This is a genomic window from Burkholderia sp. Ac-20353, from assembly GCF_017104785.1.
GTDB lineage: Bacteria > Pseudomonadota > Gammaproteobacteria > Burkholderiales > Burkholderiaceae > Burkholderia.
The window spans coordinates 21,637-43,464 of the sequence record NZ_JAAGPL010000035.1; the positions used below are offsets into that span (position 1 = coordinate 21,637).

The following is a 21,828-nucleotide window of genomic DNA, read 5'->3' on the forward strand; positions in this document are numbered from 1 at the left end:
CGCTGCACGCCAATGGGCTAACATGCGTGCAGTCGCGAACAGACGCATGTCCGCGATTCGTCATTCAAATAAATGTGAGAGTCGGAGTGCCCGATGGGGACAAGCATCAGGGCGTTGCTGCTATCCCAGATGGATAGCTTCACGCCGTCGGAACAGAAGGTCGCGCAGGCGTTGCTGGATCGATACCCGAGTCTCGGGCTGGGTCCGATTGCGGGCTTTGCAAAGCAGGCGGATGTCAGCGACCCGACGGTGTTTCGCTTCGTCGTCAGAATCGGCTTTCCGAATTACTCGTCGTTCCAGCAAGCGCTGCACAACGAGATCGATGCCGCGATGAATTCCCCGCTCGCCCGGATGGATGCCTTTCATTCCGAAGCGGGCAAGCGCGACAGTCACTCGGCAATTTTCCAGCGGCTCTCCGAATCGTTGGCAACGATGACGGAAGGGCTCGACGCAGCAGCCTTCGACGAAGCCGTGACGCTGCTGGCCACGCCGGACGTCCGCATCTTCTGTGGTGGCGGACGCTACACGGCGCCACTCGCGTCGTTGTTTTCCTTCACGCTGGGCTATGCACGGCCGCATGTGCAGTACCTCGAACCGAACCTGAACCAGGCTTCGATCGCACTGGCGGACATGGGTCCCAACGACGTTCTCGTCATCTTCGATTTTCGTCGCTATCAGAAGGACAGCATACGATTCGCGAAGTCCGCCCATCAGCTCGGCGTCCGGATCGTGCTGATCACCGACGAGTGGATGTCGCCGGCCAACGAGTTCGCCGAGATCGTGCTCCGCATCCACGGGCGCCCGTTCGCCATGCTGCACACCAACGTTCCGGTGCTCGCACTCGCCGAAGCGCTGGTGATCGGCGTGACGAACCGGCAACCCGAGCAGGCAAGGCAGCGCATGGAAAAGATCGAATATCTGAACGCCGGGGGGATCGAGCAGGATGTCAACCAGCGGGAACTGCCGGAGTGATCGGCACTCGGGCCTGGTGCAACGCTTGTGCACCGGTTCGCAAGCGCTCAGTGCCCGCGGTAGAGTTTTGCAATGTCGAACTTGTTCGGCGTCGACCGCCGTGCGACGCCGACGTGCGCACTCACGTCGCGTATCCCATGCAGACGACGCGTCGGCTCATGCCTGTCCTGCAGCCTGGCGATGCGTACCGCGCCACCATACGCCCGCACACAGCCCGGTTCCGCACGGTCCGCGCATGGACGCGCGGCAAGCGTGCCAGCTGGCTCGCTCAGCGCCGTCACGTGAGGCGCGTCCGCCGCATTGCTTAGCGCCGTCACGCGACGCGCGTCCGTCGTTTCGTTCCGTTCGACCGCTCGACCCATGGACGGATCCACGCTCGGGCCGCCGCCCCCGACGGCCGCGAGAAGGTCGTCATCAGGCAAGCGAAACGGAACGCCGGGCGGCAACATCGTCGACGGATCGCCCACCATCGCCGCGAGCTCCGCCGGCGACGGCATGTTGACGATCACCGTCTGCGGACCGGAGACCTGCTGCGCACGGCAGACGGGATCGGCCTTGCAGACCCTGTCGAGCGCGACATAGCCGCCGAACACCAGCACGAGCGTCACGAGGCTCAGCGCGGGTGCCGTCCCCGCGCGAGGCTGACGAACCGCCGCATCATGAAGCAAACGCGTCATGCGTGACCGCAAGCTATCGAACGATCGCACCACGTTGTCACCATACGCATCGCTGGAGCAAGCGGGACGCGAATCGAATGGCCAGCTCCACCGGCCGCACACGGGACAATGCTCGAGCGCGCGGAACGCCACGAAGCCGCACTGCCTGCAACGCCAGCAGACCGCCGGCCGCACTCTGATGCGAGCGTTCAGAACACTCTCGATCGTGTCGCGCGCATTGACTTTCCGCTTGGTCAGGACTTGCATCGTTCGACGAAAACAGACGAGTTCGACTGCGTGAGTGGAATCCGCGCGAATCCGCTCAGGGATCGCGCTCCATCGCCGCGTCGTATTGACCGCGGCATGCCGCACCGTTCAGTCGCGCGCGCTTGAGCAACGCGGCCTGCGCGGCCAGCACATTGGCCGCCTGCCCTTTCCACGCAGCAAGCGGCGGCTCCTGCAACGCGCGTCCGTAGGAAAAGCTCAACAGCCACGGCCGTCCGGCGATGCGGTTCATCGCGTCGAGATTGGCCGTCGCTTCCTCGGGTGTTTGCCCGCCGGACAGGAAGAAGATGCCGGGCACTTCAGCCGGGACGATGCCGCGCAACAGCCGAACCGTTGCATCGGCAACCACTGCGGATGCCGGCTGCGTCACGTGCGCTTTCCCGGGAACGACCATGCTGGGCTTGAGCAACATCTGTGCAAGCTCGACCCGATAGCGATGCAGTGCGTCGAACACCTCGTGCAGCACCGCATCGGATACCTCGGCGCAACGCTCGATCGAATGATCGCCGTCCATCAAAACTTCCGGCTCGACGATCGGCACGATGCCGGCTTCCTGACAGATCGCCGCATAGCGCGCGAGCACGTCGGCGTTCGCGTCGATCGCGAGGCGGCTCGGCAGCGTCGCGGACACGTTGTACACCGCGCGCCATTTCGCGAACCGCGCGCCCTGCTCCCTGTAGCCATCGAGACGCTTCGCGAGCCCGTCGAGCCCTTGCGTGATTTCGTCTCCGGGCGCATGCGCGAGCGGAATCTTGCCGGCGTCGACCTTGATGCCGGGCACGATATGCTGGCGCGCGGCGATTTCGGGCAACGGCGTACCGTCGTCTGCACATTGCCCCAACGTCTCTTCATACAGGATCACGCCGCTGATGAATTCGCCGAGGCCCGGCGTCGTCAGCAACAGGCTGCGCCACGCACGACGGTTCTCGTCAGTCGATTCGACGCCGATCGTCCTGAAGCGCTTCGCGATCGTCGGCCCGCTTTCGTCGGCGGCCAGCAAGCCTTTGCCGTCCTGGACGAGTGCCTGGACCGTCGCCTGCAGATCGTTTCCGGTGCTCATGTCAGCTCCGATGAAAACTGCTCGGAAGGACGCGCATCGCAACGCCCCCTGATCCACATTCTTGATCGCCGTACAGCGAGAAAGCAAGGCACGCGTCGCGCATGCCGCGCGTGGATGGAAACGCACTGCGCATTCGCAGTGAACATTAAAGCGCACTGCATTTACCGTGCTATCCCGCGTGCTTCTGCCGTGCCGCGAGCGCACCGATGGTCCGCATCGCGTTCTCCACGGCGGACGTCCACGGACGGCCATAGTTGAGCCGCACGTAGCGGCGAAATCCCCCCGTCGCGGAAAAGATCGGCCCGGGCGCAATGCTGATGCCGTGTTCCAGCGCGGCCCCGAACAGACGCAGCGCGTCCACGCGCGGCGGCAGCTCGACCCACAGGAAGTAGCCGCCATCGGGCGCCAGGACTTCCGTGCCTTGCGGAAAATACGCGTGGACGGCTGCCAGCATCTGCGCCTGGTGTGCGGCAAGATTGCGCCGCAGCTTGCGCAGAAAGCGGTCGTAACCGCCATCCTGCAGATAGTTCGAAATGGCCAGTTGCGCAGGCACGTCGGCCGCCGGTGCGGCGACGCATTTCGCCTGCCTGATCTGATGCACGTAACGCCCTGCGGCGACCCAGCCGATCCTGAAACCCGGCGCCAGGCATTTCGAAAACGATCCGCAATGCAGGACGAGCCCGCTATCGTCGTACAGTTTCGCAGGACGAACCGGTGTGGTCCCGAAATACAGCTCGCCATACACATCGTCTTCGATCAGCGGCACACGATGTGCGGCAAGCAGATCGATCAGCGCACGCTTGCGCTCGTCGGTCAGCGTAGTGCCGGTCGGGTTATGGAACGACGTCATGAACCAGCATGCGCGGATCGGATACCGGTCGAGCGCTTTGGCGAGCGCGTCGAGGTCGAGGCCCGAGTGCGGATCGACCGGAATTTCCACGGCCTTCAGATGCAGGCGCTGCACCGCCTGCAGCACCTCATGGAATGCCGGACGTTCGATCGCGACCATGTCGCCCGGGCGCGCGAGCGCCTGCAGGCTCAGCGTCAACGCCTCGAGCGCGCCGGTCGTGATGACGATTTCGTCCATCGGCAACGCGGCGCCCGCGATCAGATAGCGCAGCGCAATCTGCCGGCGCAGCCCTTCATCTCCGGGCGGGAATCCGGACAGCAGCTTCGTGCGGTCCATCGTGCGAGCCACCGATGTCACGCAGCGCCACAAGCTGCTCATCGGGAACAGCGAATAGCTCGCGAACGGCGAGCCCAGTGCCACGTAATCTTCACACCTGATCGAATCGATGAGCCGGTGCAGCGCGTCGTCCACGACACTCGGCGCGGCCGGCGCCTTGCGAGGCGGGCCATGGCCTGGTCGCACGCGCTTGGCCGCGAGATCGGAAACGAAATAACCGGAACGCGGGCGCGCGACGATCAAGCCTTCGCTCTCGAGCAGGTAGTACGCGCGGAAGACAGTCGCCGGACTCACCTGATAGGCTTGGCTCGCGGCGCGAACGGTCGGAATGCGCGCACCAGGCATCAGGTCGCCGCGCCGGATCGCATCGGCTATCGTCTTCGCCAGCGCCGCGTAACGCTTCATGCCTGTCCCCGGTTCCTCCATGGGTCGCTGCAAAAAGAGTAGCACGGCCTCCGTCCCGCAAAACCCCGTCTTCCGCACTGATCCGCTCGTTTTTAACGGGCTCTGATCCTTTTCATTCGTCCGCTTCACGGGCATCCTCACGGCTCCTGCTCACCCGACGACCACTCGATACGGAATTCACGCTGCCTGACGGCTGATCCGTGGTGCTGCGCGTTCGCGCGGGACCTTGTCTGCCGGCGTCCCTCTCTCCCAGGATCACTCAGCGTGAAAACGAAGACCCTCATCTCGGGCCTGGTGACCGGCCTCGCCCTCACCCTGTTCGGCGGCACCGCCGACGCAGCCTGCATGTCCAACCCGCCAGCCCAGTCCAATGCGTCGTTTCCGAGCGCGCTGACGGGCAAGCTCGTCTACCACAGCTACGTGTCGTACGGTGACGGCACGAGCCAGCTGTTCCTGTACGACTTCTCGGCACGCACGCTGACCCAGTTGAGCAAGAGCGCGTGGGGCATCACCGACCCGATGAACGCGGTGTTCAGCCCCGATGGCACATGGATCGCGTTCATGGGCATCAGCAACGGTGCATGGAACGTGTTCATGTATCAGCTCGGCAGCGGCAAAGCGCCGGTCAACCTGACGAACAGCACGGGCGCCACCCGCAACGAAGACCCGAAGTTCAGTGCGGACGGCAAGACCCTCGTGTTCAAGCAGAACGGCGACGTCAAGCAGGCCACGCTGTCGTATACGAGCGCGGGCCCGGTCTTCACGTCGGTCGTGAGCCTGACGAACGCGCCGGCCGGCGCCGAATACTCGATGCCGTTTCTCGCACCGGACGCCAGCGCCGTCTACTACGCAACCGGCACCGGCGCGAACATGGGCCTGATGAAGCGCACGATCGCGACCGGCGTGACGGCCGTGTTCGACCATCCGTCAGGACTGCAGACCTACTATCCGATCGTGCGCGCGGACGGTACGGTGTTCTATGCGCGCTGGAAGGACACGAGCCAGCTCGACCAGATCTATGCGAAGACGGCCGACCCGGCGTCGACACCGAACCAGTTGCCGATCAACGACTGCATCAGCAACAACTCCGATCCGGCGCCGGTCAGCGGCACGAACTACCTGTTCTTCTCGTCGACGACCGCCGGCGGCTATCAGCTCTACGTGGGCGACATCACGACCGGCCAGCGCTGGAGCCTGTCGCAGTTCGGCGTGAACGCCGACACGACGAAGGCCAAGCTCGGCTCGAGCTACTACGGCGGCCCGGCCGCGAAGCAGATCACGCTGCTGTCGCAAGGGCATCCGGCGGCCGCGTCGGCCAGCTACAACGCGTCGCTGACAGCGGACAAGGCGTTCGACGGCAACACCACCAGCACACGCTGGGATTCGCCGGAAGGCACCGGCGTCGATCCGCAGTGGCTGTCTGTCGATCTCGGCGCCGTGAAGACCATCGATCACGTCGATCTCTACTGGGACGCCGGCGCGCTCGTCTATCAGATCCAGACGTCGAACGACAACGTGAACTGGACGACCCTCTACTCGACGAGCAACGGCGTCGCGTGGGGCCACGTGACGCTGCCGAACCTCAACGGCCGCGGCCGCTACGTGCGGATGTACGGCAAGAAGCGCGCGACACCGTGGGGCTACTCGCTCGACGAAATGCAGGTGTGGGGATCTTGAGCGGCTGACGCAGCCACGAAAGGTCTGACAGGCCCGAAATACGGCGAAGGCGCTATCATCGGCTACGTTGCGTTGCCTCCCGGGCCGCCGCGCCTGCCGTTCCTTACACTCCGCGAACACGACATGACCTTTACCCCCGAACGCGTGGACGCCGCCGCGCGCCACCTGATCGCCGCCCGTCGCGCCGGCGTCGCCGGTCCGCTTCTGCCGGACGACTGCCGCCCCGACGATATCGACACGGCGCTTGCGATCCAGCGCCGCGTCGTCGAATCGCTCGGCGAGCCGGTCGGCGGCTGGAAATGCGCGCTGCCGCCGGCCGGACGCGTCGTCGTCGCGCCGATCCTCGCATCGACGATCGGTGCGTCGGGCGGCTCGTTCCGCGTCGTCGCCGATACGCCGACCGTCCGGATCGAACCGGAAATCGCGTTCGTGCTCGACCGCGACCTGCCGCCGCGCGAGCGGCCGTACGACGACGACGAAGTGCGCGGCGCGATTCGCGAAGTGCGTGTCGTGCTCGAGGTGCTCGGCTGCCGCTATGCCGATCCGTCGCACGCGACCGTGCCGGAATTGCTCGCAGACGCGCAGTTCAACCAGGGGCTGTGCTTAGGGCCCGTGGTGCCCGACGGCCTGCACGCGCAACTCGACACGATCGCGCTCGCGTTCGAGGGCGGCCTTGCCCGGTCGATCGAAGGCAAGCATCCGGACGGACATCCGTTCAAGCCGCTGATGTGGCTCGTCAATTTCCTCGCCGCGCGCGGCGAAGGCGTCCGGGCCGGCCAGATCGTCACGACCGGATCGTATGCGGGCGCGCTCGAGGTGCCGCTTGGCGAGCCGTTGACGGTGCGCTTCGGCGCGTTCGGCAGCCTCACGGTCACGCTCGTCGCCTGAGCCGGCACGCAGCAATGAGCCGGACATGCGCGCGGCGCGGCGATCCTCGCCCCGGCCGCCGCACGCATGCCAGCAGATCACTCGCGGTGACCGCTGCGTCGACGCCGACAATTCCGGCAGCATCGCATCACCGAACTTCGGATATCTGATGATTGTGCCCGCCACGATCGTCTCGACGCCGCGCCGGATACGTCGCCCATGCATCGGCCGGCTCGCCGGAACGGCCGCGCCCCTGCGGCCGGCCTTGCCTGCGTTCATCTGCGCGCCACCCGCAACACGACATCGACGTGTAACAAGCAGAAACTACATTCTCCGCGGCGGTTCGAGACTGCCGGCGCCAACCGATGTTCGCGCCGCCCCCTTGCCACGGAGATACGCCATGCGAACGCCGACCCTGCCGCCCGTCGCACTCGCCGGACTGCTCGCGCTGCTCGCGGTGGTCGTGCTGCTAGGCGGCTGCGGCGACGACGTGACGTCGTCGGACCCGCCCGCGCCGCCGAAGGCCATGTGCGGCGGCGCCGCCGTCGCCACCGCGCAGATGCGCTGCCCGCCGGGCTTCACGCCGCCCGCGTCCTGATCCCGCAGGCCCAACCAGAACGCTCATTCCGCGCCCACACCATGGTCACCCACTCGCGACGCGATTTCCTGAAATTCTCCGCCGGCCTCGCCGGCGCAACGGCCGCCACCGCCCTCTTTCCCGAATCGATCCGCCGCGCGCTCGCAATCGAGCCGAATGCGGTCACCGGCACGATCCAGGACGTGCAGCACATCGTCGTGTTCATGCAGGAGAACCGGTCGTTCGATCACTACCTCGGCCATCTGAGCGGCGTGCGCGGCTATAACGACCGCTTCCCGGTCACGCTGCCCAACGGCAAGCCGGTGTGGTTCCAGCCGCGCCAGGAAGACCCGACGAAGGTCATCGCGCCGTTCCGTTACGACACGACGAATCCGGCGGTCAACGCGCAGTGCATCGGCGGCCTGCCGCACACGTGGGCGACGACGCACGGCGCGATCGACAACGGCCGCGCGGACCAATGGGCCGCGCAGAAGACCAACATGACGATGGGCTACCACGTCCGCGACGACATCCCGTTCCACTACGCGCTCGCGGATGCGTTCACCGTGTGCGACCACTACTTCTGCTCGATTCCGGGCAATACGCACCCGAACCGGATGTACCTGATGACGGGCATGGTCGATCCGCTCGGCACGGGCGGCGGCCCGCTCCTCGACAACACCGACTATATCGACAACCCGTTCGACAAGATCAAGCTGCAGCCCTTCAGCTGGACCACGTATCCGGAGCGCCTCGAGCAGGCCGGCATTTCGTGGCAGATCTACCAGCAAGGCACAGGCTTCGACAACTTCACCGGCAACTACGGCACGAACATGCTCGCGTGCTTCCGGAATTTCGTGAACGCGCCGGCCGGCTCGTCGCTGCAGACGCGCGGGATGAGCGCGCGCACGCTCGCGCAGCTGAAAACCGACGTGCAGGCGAACGCGCTGCCGCAGGTGTCGTGGCTGCTGCCGCCCGCCGCGTATTCGGAGCACCCGAAATTCACGCCGCTGTACGGCGCGTACTACCTGTCGACGATACTCGACGCGCTGACGTCGAATCCCGACGTGTGGAGCAAGACCGTGCTCTTCATCATGTACGACGAGAACGACGGCTTCTTCGATCACATGGTGCCGCCGCAGGCGCCGACGCTGCCAGGTTCGGGGATGAGCACGGCGGACGTGTCGCTCGAGCGTCACGACGTCGTGACCGCGACGCAGGCCGGCACCTATACGGCCGACAACCTGCCGTACGGTCTCGGGCCGCGCGTGCCGATGATCGTCGTGTCGCCGTGGTCGAAAGGCGGCTTCGTCTGCTCGCAGGTGTTCGACCACACGTCGGTGCTGCAATTCATCGAGAAGCGCTTCGGCGTGATCGAGACCAACCTGTCGCCGTGGCGGCGCACGATCTGCGGCGACCTGACGTCGACGCTCGATTTCTCGAAGCCGGACCCGGCTGTGCCGACGCTGCCCAGCACGCAGGCGTACGTCGCGCAGGCGGACATGCAATGCTCGCGCGCGACGTCGCAGGCCGCGCCCGCCAGCACCGCGCAACAGGTCGTCGCGGCGCAGGAGCCCGGCACGCGGCCGGCGCGCCCGCTGCCGTACGAACTGCACGTGACGGGCCAGCTGCAGGCGCAGGGCAATGCGCTGACATATGTGCTGACATTCGCGAATACCGGCACGCAAGGCGCGCATTTCTGGGTGTACACGGGCGACCCAAGCGCGATGCCGCGCCGCTATACGGTCGAGGCCGGCAAGCAGTTGACCGATAGCTGGGCGCTCGATGCGAACGGCCAGTACCTGCTGAGCGCCTGGGGTCCGAACGGCTATTTCCGGCGCTTCGCGGGATCGGCCGCCGCGGATGCAGCGGCGAAGCCCGAGGTCACCGCGTGCTACGACGTCGCGAACGGCGACGTCTACGTGAGCGTCGCCAATGCGGGTGCCAGCCCGCTGACGGTGACCGCGACCGACGTCGCATACGGCCAGCCCGCGCGCACGCTGACGGTTCCGCCCGGCAAGAGCGTCGAGGCGCACTGGGACCTGTCATGCAGCAGTCACTGGTACGACCTGCAGTTCACGGTCGCCGGCAATGCGCAGTGGCAGCGCCGAGTCGCCGGACACGTCGAGACCGGCAAGCCGAGCATCACCGACCCGGCCGCGATCGCGCCGGTGACCGAAGCGATCTAGCGGCGCGCTTTGCCGTCACCGCAGGAGGCCGCCCGGCGCAACGTGCCGGCCCGGCATCCTGCAGCTCGACAATCAATATCTTCACACCCCTTCCCGATCGCGGCTGGAATCGATACCATCGGACACTGCAGATCCATCCGGCCCGGCCGATGCACCACCCGCCGCCGCGCCGCGCTTCCCCGAACTCAGTCATGTCCCGGAATTCCTCACAGACCGCGCTGCTCTGGATCGTCGCCTCGGCGTTCTTCATGCAGGCGCTCGATACGACGATCGTCAATACCGCGCTGCCGTCGATCGCGCAGAGCCTGCATGCGTCGCCGCTCGCGATGCAGCCCGTGGTCGTCGCCTATACGCTGACGATGGCGATGCTCACCCCCGCGTCCGGCTGGCTCGCCGACCGCTTCGGCACACGGCGCGTGTTCTCCGCCGCGATCGTCCTGTTCGTGCTCGGCTCGATCTGCTGCGCGGCCGCGCACAGCCTCGACCAGCTCGTCGCCGCGCGCGCGCTGCAGGGCGTCGGCGGCTCGATGCTGCTGCCGATCGGCCGGCTCGCGGTGCTGCGCAACGTGCCGGGCGAACAGTACGTGTCGGCGCTCGCGTTCGTGTCGATCGCCGCGCAGGTCGGCCCGATCGTCGGGCCGACGATGGGCGGCTGGCTCACGCAGGCCGTGTCGTGGCACTGGGTGTTTCTCGTCAACGTGCCCGTCGGCGCGATCGGCTTCGTCGCCGTGCAGCGCTATCTTCGGCACGATCACGCAACCCAGCCGCCGCCGTTCGATTTCATCGGTTGCGCGCTGCTGTCGGTCGCGATGATCGCGCTGTCGCTCGCGATCGATCCGCCGATGCACGCGCATCGCAGCGGCTGGTCGGCAGGCCTCGCCGTGCTCGGCGTCGCGAGCGCGCTCGCGTACCTGCCGCACGCCCGCGCACGCACGCGACCGCTGTTCCGGCTCGGGCTGTTCGGCGAGCCGAACTTCGGCGTCGGGCTGCTCGGCAACCTGCTGTGCCGGATCGGCACGAGCGCGGTGCCGTTCATGCTGCCGCTGCTGATGCAGGTCCAGCTCGGCTACACACCGCTGCGCTCGGGTCTGATGCTGCTGCCGGCCGCAATCGCGGGCGTGTGTTCGAAGCGCTGTATCGCGCCGCTCGTGAAGCGCTTCGGCTATCCGTCGTTCCTCGTCGTCAATACGGTGATCATCGGCGCGACCATCACCGGCTTCGCGCTGGTGTCCGCGCAGCCGGCGCCGCTGCTCGAAGGCGCGTTGCTCGTCGTGTTCGGCGCAGCGAATTCGATGCAGTTCGCGGCGATGAACAGCGTCACGCTGAAGGATCTGTCGCACGCGGACGCCGCGAGCGGCAACAGCCTGTTCACGATGATGCAGATGCTCGCGATGGGGCTCGGCGTGTCGATCGGCGGCGGGCTCGTGAACCTGTTCTCCACGCACACCGGATCGGCGTCGCATGGCTTCATGTTCGCGTTCGTGTGCGTCGGCGTCGTCACGCTGATGTCGGCGCTCGTGTTCCGGCGGCTCGACGTGCGTGACGGGCAGCCGGCAGTCGTGTCGCGTCCGGCGCGGTGATCCGCAACCCGATATGACCCCGCCCGCTCCGACCGATCTCGCGCCGCGTCCCGTTCCGATCGACGAACTGACCGTGCCCGCCGCGCTCGACGGGCGCGCCGGCACCAACCGCTCGCGCGCCGATCACGCGCAGATCGCCGCGGCCAACGATCTCGACGCGGTGCGCGCGTGGCTCGCGCGCTTCGTCGATACGCCGACCACGTTCCAGAACTACCGCAAGGAAGCCGAGCGCCTGCTGCTGTGGGCCGTGATCGCGCGCGGCAAGCCGCTGTCGTCGCTGACGCACGAGGACCTGATCGTCTACCGGCAATTCGTGCTCGCGCCCGCGCCGGCCGACGTCTGGTGCGCAAACGGCGGACGCAAGCACCCACGCGGCGATCCGCGCTGGCGGCCGTTCTACGGGCCGCTGTCGCCGGCCAGCCAGCGGCAGGCGATGGTGATCCTGAACGTGATGTTCTCGTGGCTCGTGCAGGCCGGCTACCTGGCCGGCAATCCGCTGTCGCTGTCGCGGCAGCGGATGCGCAAGCCCGCGCCGCGCGTCACGCGCCATCTCGGGCCCACGCTGTGGCAGACGGTCAAGGACACGATCGAAGCGATGCCGCGCGACGATGCACGCGCGAACCTCCACTACGCCCGCGCGCGCTGGCTGTTCACGCTGCTGTATCTCGGCGGGCTGCGGATCACCGAAGCGGCCGACAGCACGATGGGCCGGTTCTTCAGCCGGCGCGACGCCGAAGGACGCGAGCGCTGGTGGCTCGACGTGACCGGCAAGGGCGGCCGGCAGCGCCTCGTGCCGGCCACCGACGAGATGATGGCCGAGCTGGCACGCTACCGGCATGCGCATCGGTTGCCCGCGCTGCCGGACGCCGGCGACGATACGCCACTCGTGCTGCCGGTCGGCCACGCGCGCAAGCCGCTCACGCGCGCGGCGCTGCATACGATCGTGAAGGCGGTGTTCCGGCAGGCAGCGGAGCGGCTGCGCGCGCAAGGCGACGCGGGCGAACAGCAGGCGCGCGTGCTCGAACAGGCGTCCGCACACTGGCTGCGGCACAGCGCGGGCTCGCACATGGCCGACGGTCAGATCGACCTGCGCATCGTGCGCGACAACCTCGGCCATGTGTCGCTGACCACGACGAGCCAGTATCTGCACACCGACGACGACTTGCGGCACCGGGAGACCGAGGAGAAGCACCGGATCGGGTGGTGAGCGGCGCACCGCCCGCCTTCCTGCGTCCGCATTCCTCCATCCGCCTACCGCGCCGTCGACGCGGCACGCCACCGTACCGACCGGGCGCGCCGCTAACGCGCCTGTCCCGCGTACCAGTTCGCCGCCGCCGCGATTTCATCCGGCGTCATGTTGCGCGCGATGTTGCGCATCTGTTCGGAAATGTCGTTGCGGCGCGCACCGCTCGCGAAGTCGAGCAGTTGCGCTTTCGTATACGCGGCCGGCAGGCCGTCGAGCCAGGGGCTGCCGGTCTGGTGATCGATGTCGCCGTGACACGCGGCGCACGCGGGAATGTTGCGCATCGGCGCACCGTGCACGACGATGTCCGGCGCGGCCGCATCGCCGGCGCGTGTCGCCCCCGCACGCGGCAACGACGCGTAATACGCGGCGAGGTCGCGCAGGTCCTGGTCGCTGAGCCCGCGCACCATCGGCGACATCACCGCGTTATGCCGCGCGCCGTTCGCGAAATCCTGCATCTGCTTGTACACGACGATCGCATACTGCCCGGCCAGGTTCGGCGTGTTCGCATTGCTCATGCCCTTCTCGCCGTGACACATCGTGCAGCGCAGCGACAGCGTCGCGCCGCGGCCCACTGACAGCGCCGTCGCGTTCGCGAGCAATTGCGGCGTCACTTCGACCTGGCTGACCGGATAGGCGGGCGTCACCGTGTCGTCGCCGCCCGCGAACCACTTGCGCGGCACGCCGGCCGCGCTGCAGATCGCGTTCCAGATGCCCTGGAACTGCGGGTCGGGCTGCACCGACGGCAGCCACACGAACCCGATCAACGCGGACACGAGCGCGGTGCCGAGCGCCGCGCCGACACTGACGCGGAACCACGGGTTGCGCAATGAGAACAGGCGTTCGTCGGTCATCGCCGTGCTCCGATCGCGATCGCCGGCACCGACGTGTCGTCGCGCGCCATCAACTGCACGATCGGGTAGCCATAATTGACGATCGTCAGGCCGATCATCAGCGTGAGCCACAGCGCGAACCCGTTCAGCGCGACAGGCATCGCCGGCGTCTCATGCACCGGCGCGCTGAAGCGGTACGCTTCCGGCTCGCTGCGCGGCGCGCGATGCCCCTGGATCAGCACGACGAAGAACAGGATGGCCGACGCGACGAGGATCAGCCCGCCGATCGCCGACATCGCGACCCAGATCGCCTGCGCCGCGATCGCGGGATCGCCGTAGTCGTAATAGGCCATCCGGCGCGGCATGCCGAGAATGCCGACCCAATGCCACGGGAAGGTCGTGACGATCATGCCGATGAACCACAGCCACAGCTGCCAGCGCATCAGCCGCCAGTTCGTCAGCGCGCGGCCGGTCAGGTGCGGCCACAGGTCGTACGCGATCGCGAAGTACATCGTGACGATCGCGCCCGCGAAGATCAGGTGGAAGTGCCCGGTGATCCACTGCGTGTTGTGGATCGTCGCGTCGAGCTGGTAGCTCATGTTGATCAGGCCGCCCGCGCCGCCGAAGCCGAGCATCACGAACGAGAACGCGAGCGCGAGCATCTGCGGGTTGTCCCACGGCAGCGCCTTCAGCCAGCCGAATGCGCCCTTGCCGCCGCGCAGCCGCGCGGCGATCTCGACCGACGCGCTGATCGTGAACACCGTGAGCAGCGTCGGCACGGCGACCAGCGACGTGAACACCGACTGCAGGAACTTGAAGCCCGCGCCGACCTGCGGATCGACGAACAGGTGATGCAGCCCGATCGGCATCGACACGACCAGGAACAGGATGAACGAGATGCGCGCCATCGCGTCGCTGTACAGCCGCCCGCCGATCGCGCGCGGAATGATCGTGTAGTACGCGATATACGCGGGCATCAGCCAGAAGTAGACGATCGCGTGCAACGTCCACGAGAAGAAGATGCGCGCGAGCCCCGCGTCGATGGTCGTCCTGAGGCCGAGCGCGACCGGCAGGATCTGGAAGATCACTTCGAGCGCCGCGCCGACCGCGGTCCAGCCCCACAGGTACGCGCCCGCGACACTCGCGAACATCGCGAGCGGCACCGTCTGGCCCGGATGATCGCGCTTCCATGCGGCGAGATTGATCGACATCAGCGCGACCCAGATCCACGAGCCGACGACGACCAGCACGACGCCGATGTAATAGAACGCGTTGCCGATCATCGGCGGATAGAACGTGTACAGCACCGACGCGCGCCCCATCGCGACCGGCACGCTCGCCGACACCGCGCCGAGCGCGACCAGCGCGAGCCCGCCCCACGCCCAGCGCACGCCGACCAGCGGGCGCTTGAGCGCCAGCTCCGTCACCGCGTAGCCGAACCCCATCGCGATCAGCGTCGGAAACACGTAGCCCATCACCGTGCCGTGCTCGGTGACCGAGCGGTAGTAGAGCTCGGGATCGCGCAGCCACGAGTGCAATGGACTGCGAACGATCATCTGCCACGCGCCGAGCGGCAACGCGACGCCGAACGTGATGAACGCGAGCCAGAAATGCGCGAGCACGAGGCGTTTGCTATTTAACACAGCTCAGTCTCCGCGATTGGGCGGCCAGCTGCTGGAACGCGGCCTTGTCGATGACCTTCACGTGTGCCCACATCCCCTGATGACCTGTGCCGCAATACTCGTGGCACGGCATCAGGTGGTCGGCGGGCTCGGCGAAGCGCGTGCGGAACGTCGCGATGTAGCCGGGCTCCACCATCGAATTGATGTTCGTGTCGGTCACGAGGAAGCCGTGCACGACGTCCGCGCTCGTCGCGCGGAACCGGATCGGCGTATCGGCCGGCACCAGCACGCACTGCGGCGTGAACGAATACTGCTGCGCGACGATGCGCACCGTCACCGAGCCGTCGGGCTCGAGCGCGCTGCCGAGATTGCTTTCGACGAATTCGCCGGACACATGCAGCGATTCCGGCCGGATCGTCTCGACGCGCGACGGCGGCATCATCGCCCAATGCACGCCGGTGAAGATCACCATGCACACGAGCACCACGACGATGCCCAGCATCACGGCCGCCCAGCGCCGCTCGATGCGGGCGGCGACGTCGGCGGAATCGGAGTGGCCCTGAACGGATGAGTTCGCCATGTCGACCCGCGTTACTGGATGACGCCGCGCGGCAGGAACACCAGGAAATAGAACGCGAACCACAGCGCGATGACGATCGCCGTCGCGGTGCCGGCCAGCGCGATCGCACCGCGCGGGCCGCTCCGCACGATCTCGTCGACGCGTTCGCTTTCCTGATCGGGCGCGCCGTCGTGCGACGCGGGAGTATGCATCATCGTGTCCTCAGAAGATGGGCGCCGAACGCAGTGCGTTCACTTCCTTCGCGTTGACCGGCTTGCCGTGGTTGCCCCATGCGGTGCGGATATACGTGACGACCGCCGCGACCTCCTCGTCCGACAGCAGCTGCGCGAATGGCGGCATTCCGTACGGCATCGGGTTCTTGCGCGTGCCGGGCGCATAGCCGCCGTTCAGCACCATGCGGATCGGATTGACGGACGAAGTCATCTGGATCGACTGGTTGTTCGCGAGCGGCGGGAAATGCGGCGGCATGCCCTGCCCTTCCTTCGCATGGCACAGCGCGCATTGCGCTTCGTAGATCTTCTTGCCGAGCGGCGCGAGACGGTTGGTCTCCTCGGTCACGAGCGGCGGCGGCGGCGCGGTGTCGGCTTCGCCGGAACGGCCGGGCAGCGACTTCAGATAGACCGCGACCGCGCGAACGTCGTCCTCGTTCAGGTACTGGAAGCTGTCGTAGACGACCTCGGCCATCGGCCCATACACGGCGCCGCGACTCGATACGCCCGCATTCAGCAGATCGACGATGTCGCCGATCCCCCATTCGCCGAGACCGGCCTCGCGATTCGACGTCAGCGACGGCGCGTACCAGTTCTGCAGCGGGATCAGGCCGCCCTGATATTCCTTCGAGCGCGTATTGCCGCCGAGCGCGTTGATCTCGGTATGGCACATCGTGCAATGGCCGAGCCCCTCGACCAGATAGGCGCCGCGATTCCATTCGGCGGATTGCGCGGGATCGGGCTTGTATTCGCCTTCGCGGAAGAACAGCGTGCGCCAGCCGAGCAGCAACTGACGCTGGTTGAACGGGAAGCTCATCTCGTGCGGCCGGTTCGGCTGGTGGATCGGCGGCACCGACAGCAGGTACGCGAAGATCGCGTCGGAATCGGCGCGCGAGACCTTCGTGTACGACGCGAACGGCATCGCCGGATACAGATACGAGCCGTCGCGCGACTTGCCTTCGTGCATCACCCGGAAGAACTCGTCGGCGGTCCACGCGCCGATGCCCGTCGCCTTGTCCGACGAGATGTTCGACGAATACAGCGTGCCGAACGGCGTTTCCATCGGCCGGCCGCCGCCGAACAGCTTGCCGGCGGGCACCGTGTGGCACGCGATGCAATCGCCCGCGCGGGCCAGGTATTCACCGCGCTCGAGCAGCTTCGCACGGTCGGTCGGCAGCGCCGGGTCGGCGGCCTGCGCGCCGGCGAACGTGACCGTCATGCCGACCAGCAGGAGCGCGAGTGTGTCGAGGAATCGCGGGCGGGTCACGGCGCGTCTCCGGCTAGTTGGCCACGCTGCCGCACGCAAGCGGCAGTCGCGAGCGGTCTTCCGCAATCGGCGTCGGGTCCGCCGGCGCGGGTTGCGCGGCAAGCCACGCAGCGACCGCGGTGATGTCGCTGTCGGAAAGCCGCGTGGCGATGTCGTGCATGCAATCCGGGGCTGCGGCCCGGCGCGTGCCGTAACGCCACGCGCCGAGCTGCGCGCCGATGTAGGTCGCGTGCAGCCCGACCAGCCCGGGAATCGCGGGCGACATGCCGGTCAGCTCACGGCCATGACACGTCGCGCACGCCGGCACGCCGCGCGCGTGATCGCCGTCCGTGACGAGCGCCTTGCCGTGCGCGAGCACCTGCGCGTCGACGGCAGGCGCCGCAGGCGGCCGGAACGGCGGATGCTGGGAAGCGAAATACTCGGCGATCTGCCGCAGGTACGCATCGGGCAGATACGCGAGCAGGTAGTTCATCGGCGGATACTTGCGTCCGCCATCGCGAAACGCGCGCAACTGCCGGTACAGATAGCCGGCAGGCTTGCCGGAAAGGCGCGGGAAGTAGTCGTTGTCGGTGCCCTCGCCATGCGCGCCGTGACAGGCGGCGCAGCCCATCACGCGCGCCTCCATCGTATCCGGCGCCGGCGCGGTGGCCGGGCCGGCCGCCCATGCCGGCGAACTCCATCGCAGGCACGGCACGATCGATACGGCGATGAGCAAGGCAATGCGATACGTCACCGGCGTCCTCGTTCGGCTGATCTGGAAAGGAACAACGTCGCGCTGGATGATCATGCAGGCAGCATGCGGACATGATCGCGACACTCGTCGTCGCCGTCAAGCAGTGGGGACAGAAGCGGTGCGCAGTGGGTATAACACTAGAGCCTAATCATGACCTTTTCAAGGATGCTGTCCGGGGGCTGGCGCGGACTATCTTCGCTCATCGTGCCGCGTACCCACCACCCCGCACACTTTCGTGCAGGAAATGATCGGCGATCGTTCCGCGAAAGACCGGCTCGACCAAACCGGTCAGCACGACGCCGCCAGCCCCGTCCCATTGCACGTTGACCATTCCGCCATCGCATTCGACGTCGACGGTATCGTCCAGAAGGCCGCGCCGAATCCCGCCGACCACCGCGCCGCAACAACACGAACCCGAACCGAGTGGAATGCCGCCTCCACGCTCCCAGATCCGCAAGCGGATGCGGGTGCGGCCGAGAATCTGCACGAAGTGGACGTTCGTCTTGTTGCGGAACAGTGGATGCGTTTCGATCCCCGGCCCGATCGCCGCGACGTCGACGGCTGCCAGATCGTCGACGAAGAACGTGCAATGCGGATTGCCCATGCTGCACGCGGCGGGATTGCCGGGAAGCGGCAATGCAATCGTATCGACCGCCTCGGCAAGGGGAATGTCCTGCCAACCGACGAGCGGGGTTCCCATATCGACCGACACACGTTGATCGGCGCCCCGCACGCAGGTCAGCAAGCCCCGATTGGTTTTCAGCACGATCGACGACGCGTTCGCTTCGCGCATCAGCAGGTCTGCCACGCCACGGGTCGCGCTACCACATGTGTCGAGCACCGTACCGTCCGGATTCCAGAACCGCACGCGTGCGGCCGCATCATCGCAATCCAGCACGACCGCGAGCTGGTTGAATCCGATGCCCCGATTTCGATCACCGAGCCGGCGGGCCAGGTCACTCGTGATCGGGTCGAGCTTGCCGCGCCGGTCGACGACGACGAAGTCGTCGCCATGTGCATGCATCTTGACGAAATCGATAGTCATGCGCGGCCCTCTTCCCGATCGGCTGGTTGTCCGGGAATGGTACCGGCAATTGAAGATCAGCCGCGGAAGATCAACCGCGCCACGCTGTCACAACCCGGCAAAACAGCCCGTCAACAATGCCTGTCGCCGGGATCCCGCTCGCTTCCGGCCCACGCTGCCGCCCGCTGCGCGTTGCGCCGGACCGTGCGGCTTCGCGCCCTCACGCCCCTTTCAACGAGAATCCCCGACCATGTCGAACCAGGACAACGCCCCCGATCAGCAACCCGAATCGGCCGCCGCCGTGTCGCGCCGCGGTTTCCTGAAGCTTGCCGGCGTATCCGGCCTCGCGACCGCAGCGGGCGGCCTCGCGGCGGCCGGCAGGGCCGCCGCGCCGACCCCGGACGGCACGCCCGAACAGATCCACCTGACGTGGGGCAACGACCCGGCATCGGAAGTCGTGATCTCGTGGGCGTCGCTCGCGCCGGCCGTCAATCCGCGTGCGCGCATCAGCGCGGACGGCGAAGCGCCGCGCATCGTGCACGGCGTGCAGCGCCTTTACACGGACGGCCTGAACGGCGAGACCGTGTTCGCCTATCACGCGCGCGTGCATGGCCTGAAGCCCGGCACACGCTACCAGTACATGCTGACGGCCGACAACGACAGCAACGCCTCGAAGCCGTTCACCGCGACCTTCTCGACCGCACCGCGTGGCCGCGCGCCGTTCCGCTTCACGAGCTACGGCGATCTCGCGACGCCGAACGGCGCATGGGTGCTGTCGTCGCCGCAGAGCGGCTTTGCGGTGCAGGCGGTCGAGCAGTTCCAGCCGCTGTTCCACCTGCTGAACGGCGACCTGTGCTACGCGAACCTGAACCCCGCGCACCAGCCTGAAGTGTGGCGCGACTTCGGCAACAACAACCAGACGTCGGCCGCGAACCGGCCGTGGATGCCGTGCCCCGGCAACCACGAAGTCGAGTTCCACAACGGCCCGCAGGGCTTCGATTCGTATCTCGCGCGCTATCAGCTGCCCGAGAACGGCACGCACTTTCCGGGCCGCTGGTACAGCTTCCGCGTGAGCTCGGTGCTGTTCATCTCGCTCGACGCGGACGACATCGTCTACCAGGACGCGGCCGCCTTCGTCGCCGGCCCGAACCCGCTCGTGCCGGCGGCCAGCACCGGGCATCCGCCGATCGAGCCGGGCACGTCGCTCTACATCCGCGGCTACAGCAACGGCGAGCAGACGCGCTGGCTCGAACGCACGCTGCATCACGCATCGAAGGATCACGACATCGACTGGATCGTCGTGCAGATGCACCAGGATGCGCTGAGTTCGTCGAAGACGGGCAATGGCTCGGACAAGGGGATCCGCGAGGCGTGGCTGCCGCTGTTCGACCGTTACGGCGTCGATCTCGTGCTGTGCGGCCACGATCACGATTACGAGCGCAGCTATCCGGTGCGCGGCTGCAACCATCGCGCAGGCGTCGACGCGGCCACGGGCGAAGTCGTCGATACGCTGCAGCCGCGTCCGGCCGTGGCGGCCGATCCGTCGCGCGCGACGTTCGACACGAGCCACGGGACGATCCACCTGATCCTCGGCGGCGGCGGCACGAGCGCACCGCTCGACGTGTACGGCGAGAATCCCGCGACAGGCTTTGCGCAGGCGAAGGTGTTCACGAAGCCGAACCGGCCGGTGCCGGGCGCGGCGCCGAACACGTTCGTGCGCAAGCCGGCCGACGCGCTCGAGGATGCGATCTGGTCCGCCCGCCGCGACACGGGCACCGGCTACGGCATTGCAGTGTTCGACCACGATCCGGGCAAGCCGGGCGGCGAGACGACGATCACGATGCGCTACTACCACGCGCCGGGCGCGGACCAGCAGCCGACCGCGCAGTACGAGCTGTTCGAGACGATCACGCTGAGCAAGCAGCGTCGCGAGCACTGAGCATGCGCGCCGCCGCGCGGGGCACGCGCCCGCGCGGTGCGGCTGATCGCGATGCCGGCTCCCGCATTTTCCCGCCCCGACCGATAGTCGACCGTTGGCTTCGAAGGACTCGCCGTTCGCGAAGACACGTTAGACTGTCGCTCATGGAACCATGCCGTTATTGCCAGAAAATCCGCGACGAATGGGATTGCCATGGCGACGAATGCCGCCGCGCGATCGCCCAGGCGCTGCGCCGGCAGCGCGCCGGCCTGCCGATGGTCGCCAACCGCATCCGCAACGAAGTGCCGTCCGGCGCCTCCACGCAGCAGGTGATCGAAGTGCTGTCGCGCCAGCGCCTGCGTGCGCGCCGCGGCAACGAGGAGCGCCGCGCGCGCAAGGAAATCGAGGACGCCGACGGCGTCTGAGCCGCCGCGCCGCGTATTTTCCGCGCGACACAATAATCAGGGACGGACGGGATTTATCTGGTCATTATTGTCTCAGCGACAAGGATCTTTCACCGAAACTCACGTTTACCCTAGGGCTCTCGGTGCCTACGATGTAGTCAACCGCTTACGACATCGAGTCGAACGCGGAGAACCAAACTACATCGGAGGTCATCATGAAATCGATCGTCTACGCAGTCGTCGCCGCTACCGCTCTGTCCGCTTCGTTCGGCGCGTTCGCGCAAAGCACCGTGACCCGCGCGCAAGTGCGCAACGAGCTGGTCCAGCTCGAGAACGCCGGCTACAAGCCGGGCCTGTCGAGCCCGTATTACCCGGCGGACATCCAGGCCGCACAGGCCCGCGTGCAAGGCGCCGACAACAGCGGCTACGGCGCGCAAGCCGCACCGGTCGTCCAGGGCGCCGCGCCGGCCGCGAAGGTGCAGAACCCGCGCGACTCGGTCTACTTCGGTCACTAAGCCGCTCGCCGGCACACCCGCCGGTA

Annotated in this window: 20 protein-coding genes; 10 read left to right on the forward strand and 10 right to left on the reverse strand. The window is 67.0% G+C overall.

Going from position 1 to position 21,828, the window contains the following annotated elements:
• Positions 1-93: 93 nt before the first annotated feature.
• Positions 94-972, forward strand: a complete 879-nt coding sequence (locus G3N94_RS13540; protein WP_205792894.1) for a MurR/RpiR family transcriptional regulator — start codon at positions 94-96, stop codon at positions 970-972.
• 47 nt (positions 973-1,019) lie between these two features.
• On the opposite strand, the gene G3N94_RS13545 is transcribed toward G3N94_RS13540, so the two are convergent.
• The 3 genes from G3N94_RS13545 to G3N94_RS13555 form a co-directional block, all read right to left on the reverse strand.
• Complete coding sequence (locus G3N94_RS13545; RefSeq protein ID WP_241021817.1) at positions 1,020-1,649, reverse strand: hypothetical protein; 630 nt, start codon at positions 1,647-1,649, stop codon at positions 1,020-1,022.
• 301 nt (positions 1,650-1,950) lie between these two features.
• Positions 1,951-2,973: a class I fructose-bisphosphate aldolase gene (locus G3N94_RS13550; protein ID WP_205792896.1), complete on the reverse strand. Its 1,023-nt coding sequence runs from the start codon at positions 2,971-2,973 to the stop codon at positions 1,951-1,953.
• Positions 2,974-3,142: 169 nt separating this feature from the next.
• The gene (locus G3N94_RS13555; RefSeq protein ID WP_205792897.1) at positions 3,143-4,564 is read right to left on the reverse strand and encodes a PLP-dependent aminotransferase family protein; all 1,422 of its coding nucleotides are present in this window, start codon (positions 4,562-4,564) and stop codon (positions 3,143-3,145) included.
• Positions 4,565-4,828: 264 nt separating this feature from the next.
• Between G3N94_RS13555 and G3N94_RS13560 the strand changes: the two genes are divergently transcribed.
• The 6 genes from G3N94_RS13560 to G3N94_RS13585 all read left to right on the forward strand — a co-directional run bounded on the left by G3N94_RS13560 (position 4,829) and on the right by G3N94_RS13585 (position 12,661).
• On the forward strand, positions 4,829-6,241 hold the full coding sequence (locus G3N94_RS13560; protein WP_205792898.1) for a discoidin domain-containing protein: 1,413 nt from the start codon (positions 4,829-4,831) through the stop codon (positions 6,239-6,241).
• A gap of 123 nt (positions 6,242-6,364) precedes the next feature.
• Positions 6,365-7,129 (forward strand): fumarylacetoacetate hydrolase family protein, encoded by a 765-nt coding sequence (locus G3N94_RS13565; protein ID WP_205792899.1) that lies wholly within the window; start codon positions 6,365-6,367, stop codon positions 7,127-7,129.
• 379 nt (positions 7,130-7,508) lie between these two features.
• Positions 7,509-7,706: a hypothetical protein gene (locus G3N94_RS13570; RefSeq protein WP_205792900.1), complete on the forward strand. Its 198-nt coding sequence runs from the start codon at positions 7,509-7,511 to the stop codon at positions 7,704-7,706.
• Between the two features lie 41 nt (positions 7,707-7,747).
• Positions 7,748-9,874 (forward strand): phospholipase C, phosphocholine-specific, encoded by a 2,127-nt coding sequence (locus G3N94_RS13575; protein WP_205792901.1) that lies wholly within the window; start codon positions 7,748-7,750, stop codon positions 9,872-9,874.
• Between the two features lie 149 nt (positions 9,875-10,023).
• The gene (mdtD, locus tag G3N94_RS13580) at positions 10,024-11,454 is read left to right on the forward strand and encodes a multidrug transporter subunit MdtD (RefSeq protein ID WP_205792902.1); all 1,431 of its coding nucleotides are present in this window, start codon (positions 10,024-10,026) and stop codon (positions 11,452-11,454) included.
• Between the two features lie 13 nt (positions 11,455-11,467).
• Positions 11,468-12,661 carry a tyrosine-type recombinase/integrase gene (locus G3N94_RS13585; RefSeq protein WP_205792903.1) on the forward strand — a complete coding sequence of 398 codons (1,194 nt, stop codon included), beginning with the start codon at positions 11,468-11,470 and terminating at the stop codon, positions 12,659-12,661.
• 92 nt (positions 12,662-12,753) lie between these two features.
• Here the strand turns inward: G3N94_RS13585 and G3N94_RS13590 are convergent, their stop codons facing one another.
• From G3N94_RS13590 to dapF, 7 genes are all read right to left on the reverse strand, one after another.
• Positions 12,754-13,551 (reverse strand): c-type cytochrome, encoded by a 798-nt coding sequence (locus G3N94_RS13590; RefSeq protein WP_205792904.1) that lies wholly within the window; start codon positions 13,549-13,551, stop codon positions 12,754-12,756.
• Positions 13,548-15,173 carry a b(o/a)3-type cytochrome-c oxidase subunit 1 gene (locus tag G3N94_RS13595; RefSeq protein WP_205792905.1) on the reverse strand — a complete coding sequence of 542 codons (1,626 nt, stop codon included), beginning with the start codon at positions 15,171-15,173 and terminating at the stop codon, positions 13,548-13,550. The genes G3N94_RS13590 and G3N94_RS13595 overlap by 4 nt, the downstream gene beginning before the upstream one ends.
• Positions 15,163-15,732, reverse strand: a complete 570-nt coding sequence (locus tag G3N94_RS13600; protein ID WP_205792906.1) for a cytochrome C oxidase subunit II — start codon at positions 15,730-15,732, stop codon at positions 15,163-15,165. Before G3N94_RS13600 ends, G3N94_RS13595 begins: the two co-directional genes overlap by 11 nt.
• An 11-nt stretch (positions 15,733-15,743) precedes the next feature.
• On the reverse strand, positions 15,744-15,923 hold the full coding sequence (locus G3N94_RS13605) for a hypothetical protein (RefSeq protein ID WP_241021823.1): 180 nt from the start codon (positions 15,921-15,923) through the stop codon (positions 15,744-15,746).
• A gap of 10 nt (positions 15,924-15,933) precedes the next feature.
• Positions 15,934-17,208, reverse strand: a complete 1,275-nt coding sequence (locus tag G3N94_RS13610; RefSeq protein ID WP_346778693.1) for a cytochrome c — start codon at positions 17,206-17,208, stop codon at positions 15,934-15,936.
• Between the two features lie 13 nt (positions 17,209-17,221).
• The gene (locus tag G3N94_RS13615) at positions 17,222-17,833 is read right to left on the reverse strand and encodes a c-type cytochrome (protein ID WP_241021824.1); all 612 of its coding nucleotides are present in this window, start codon (positions 17,831-17,833) and stop codon (positions 17,222-17,224) included.
• Between the two features lie 307 nt (positions 17,834-18,140).
• Positions 18,141-18,986 carry a diaminopimelate epimerase gene (dapF, locus tag G3N94_RS13620; RefSeq protein ID WP_205792908.1) on the reverse strand — a complete coding sequence of 282 codons (846 nt, stop codon included), beginning with the start codon at positions 18,984-18,986 and terminating at the stop codon, positions 18,141-18,143.
• A gap of 229 nt (positions 18,987-19,215) precedes the next feature.
• Between dapF and G3N94_RS13625 the strand changes: the two genes are divergently transcribed.
• The 3 genes from G3N94_RS13625 (at position 19,216) to G3N94_RS13635 (ending at position 21,802) form a co-directional block, all read left to right on the forward strand.
• A complete protein-coding gene (locus G3N94_RS13625) occupies positions 19,216-20,904 on the forward strand; it encodes a metallophosphoesterase family protein (RefSeq protein WP_205792909.1) in 1,689 nt (562 codons plus the stop codon).
• A 143-nt stretch (positions 20,905-21,047) separates the two neighbouring features.
• On the forward strand, positions 21,048-21,308 hold the full coding sequence (locus tag G3N94_RS13630; RefSeq protein ID WP_205792910.1) for a hypothetical protein: 261 nt from the start codon (positions 21,048-21,050) through the stop codon (positions 21,306-21,308).
• A 194-nt stretch (positions 21,309-21,502) separates the two neighbouring features.
• Positions 21,503-21,802 (forward strand): DUF4148 domain-containing protein, encoded by a 300-nt coding sequence (locus tag G3N94_RS13635; protein WP_205792911.1) that lies wholly within the window; start codon positions 21,503-21,505, stop codon positions 21,800-21,802.
• Positions 21,803-21,828: the final 26 nt, after the last annotated feature.

Excerpts from the sequence above, each read along its gene's own strand:
- G3N94_RS13540 (WP_205792894.1), top strand. The coding sequence starts at position 94 with ATGGGGACAAGCATCAGGGCGTTGCTGCTATCCCAGATGGATAGCTTC.
- mdtD (WP_205792902.1), top strand. The coding sequence starts at position 10,024 with ATGCACCACCCGCCGCCGCGCCGCGCTTCCCCGAACTCAGTCATGTCC.
- G3N94_RS13570 (WP_205792900.1), top strand. The coding sequence starts at position 7,509 with ATGCGAACGCCGACCCTGCCGCCCGTCGCACTCGCCGGACTGCTCGCG.
- G3N94_RS13545 (WP_241021817.1), bottom strand. The coding sequence starts at position 1,649 with ATGACGCGTTTGCTTCATGATGCGGCGGTTCGTCAGCCTCGCGCGGGG.
- G3N94_RS13600 (WP_205792906.1), bottom strand. The coding sequence starts at position 15,732 with ATGGCGAACTCATCCGTTCAGGGCCACTCCGATTCCGCCGACGTCGCC.
- G3N94_RS13630 (WP_205792910.1), top strand. The coding sequence starts at position 21,048 with ATGGAACCATGCCGTTATTGCCAGAAAATCCGCGACGAATGGGATTGC.
- G3N94_RS13605 (WP_241021823.1), bottom strand. The coding sequence starts at position 15,923 with ATGCATACTCCCGCGTCGCACGACGGCGCGCCCGATCAGGAAAGCGAA.
- G3N94_RS13550 (WP_205792896.1), bottom strand. The coding sequence starts at position 2,973 with ATGAGCACCGGAAACGATCTGCAGGCGACGGTCCAGGCACTCGTCCAG.
- dapF (WP_205792908.1), bottom strand. The coding sequence starts at position 18,986 with ATGACTATCGATTTCGTCAAGATGCATGCACATGGCGACGACTTCGTC.
- G3N94_RS13625 (WP_205792909.1), top strand. The coding sequence starts at position 19,216 with ATGTCGAACCAGGACAACGCCCCCGATCAGCAACCCGAATCGGCCGCC.
- G3N94_RS13555 (WP_205792897.1), bottom strand. The coding sequence starts at position 4,564 with ATGAAGCGTTACGCGGCGCTGGCGAAGACGATAGCCGATGCGATCCGG.
- G3N94_RS13635 (WP_205792911.1), top strand. The coding sequence starts at position 21,503 with ATGAAATCGATCGTCTACGCAGTCGTCGCCGCTACCGCTCTGTCCGCT.
- G3N94_RS13575 (WP_205792901.1), top strand. The coding sequence starts at position 7,748 with ATGGTCACCCACTCGCGACGCGATTTCCTGAAATTCTCCGCCGGCCTC.
- G3N94_RS13590 (WP_205792904.1), bottom strand. The coding sequence starts at position 13,551 with ATGACCGACGAACGCCTGTTCTCATTGCGCAACCCGTGGTTCCGCGTC.
- G3N94_RS13585 (WP_205792903.1), top strand. The coding sequence starts at position 11,468 with ATGACCCCGCCCGCTCCGACCGATCTCGCGCCGCGTCCCGTTCCGATC.
- G3N94_RS13615 (WP_241021824.1), bottom strand. The coding sequence starts at position 17,833 with ATGGAGGCGCGCGTGATGGGCTGCGCCGCCTGTCACGGCGCGCATGGC.
- G3N94_RS13565 (WP_205792899.1), top strand. The coding sequence starts at position 6,365 with ATGACCTTTACCCCCGAACGCGTGGACGCCGCCGCGCGCCACCTGATC.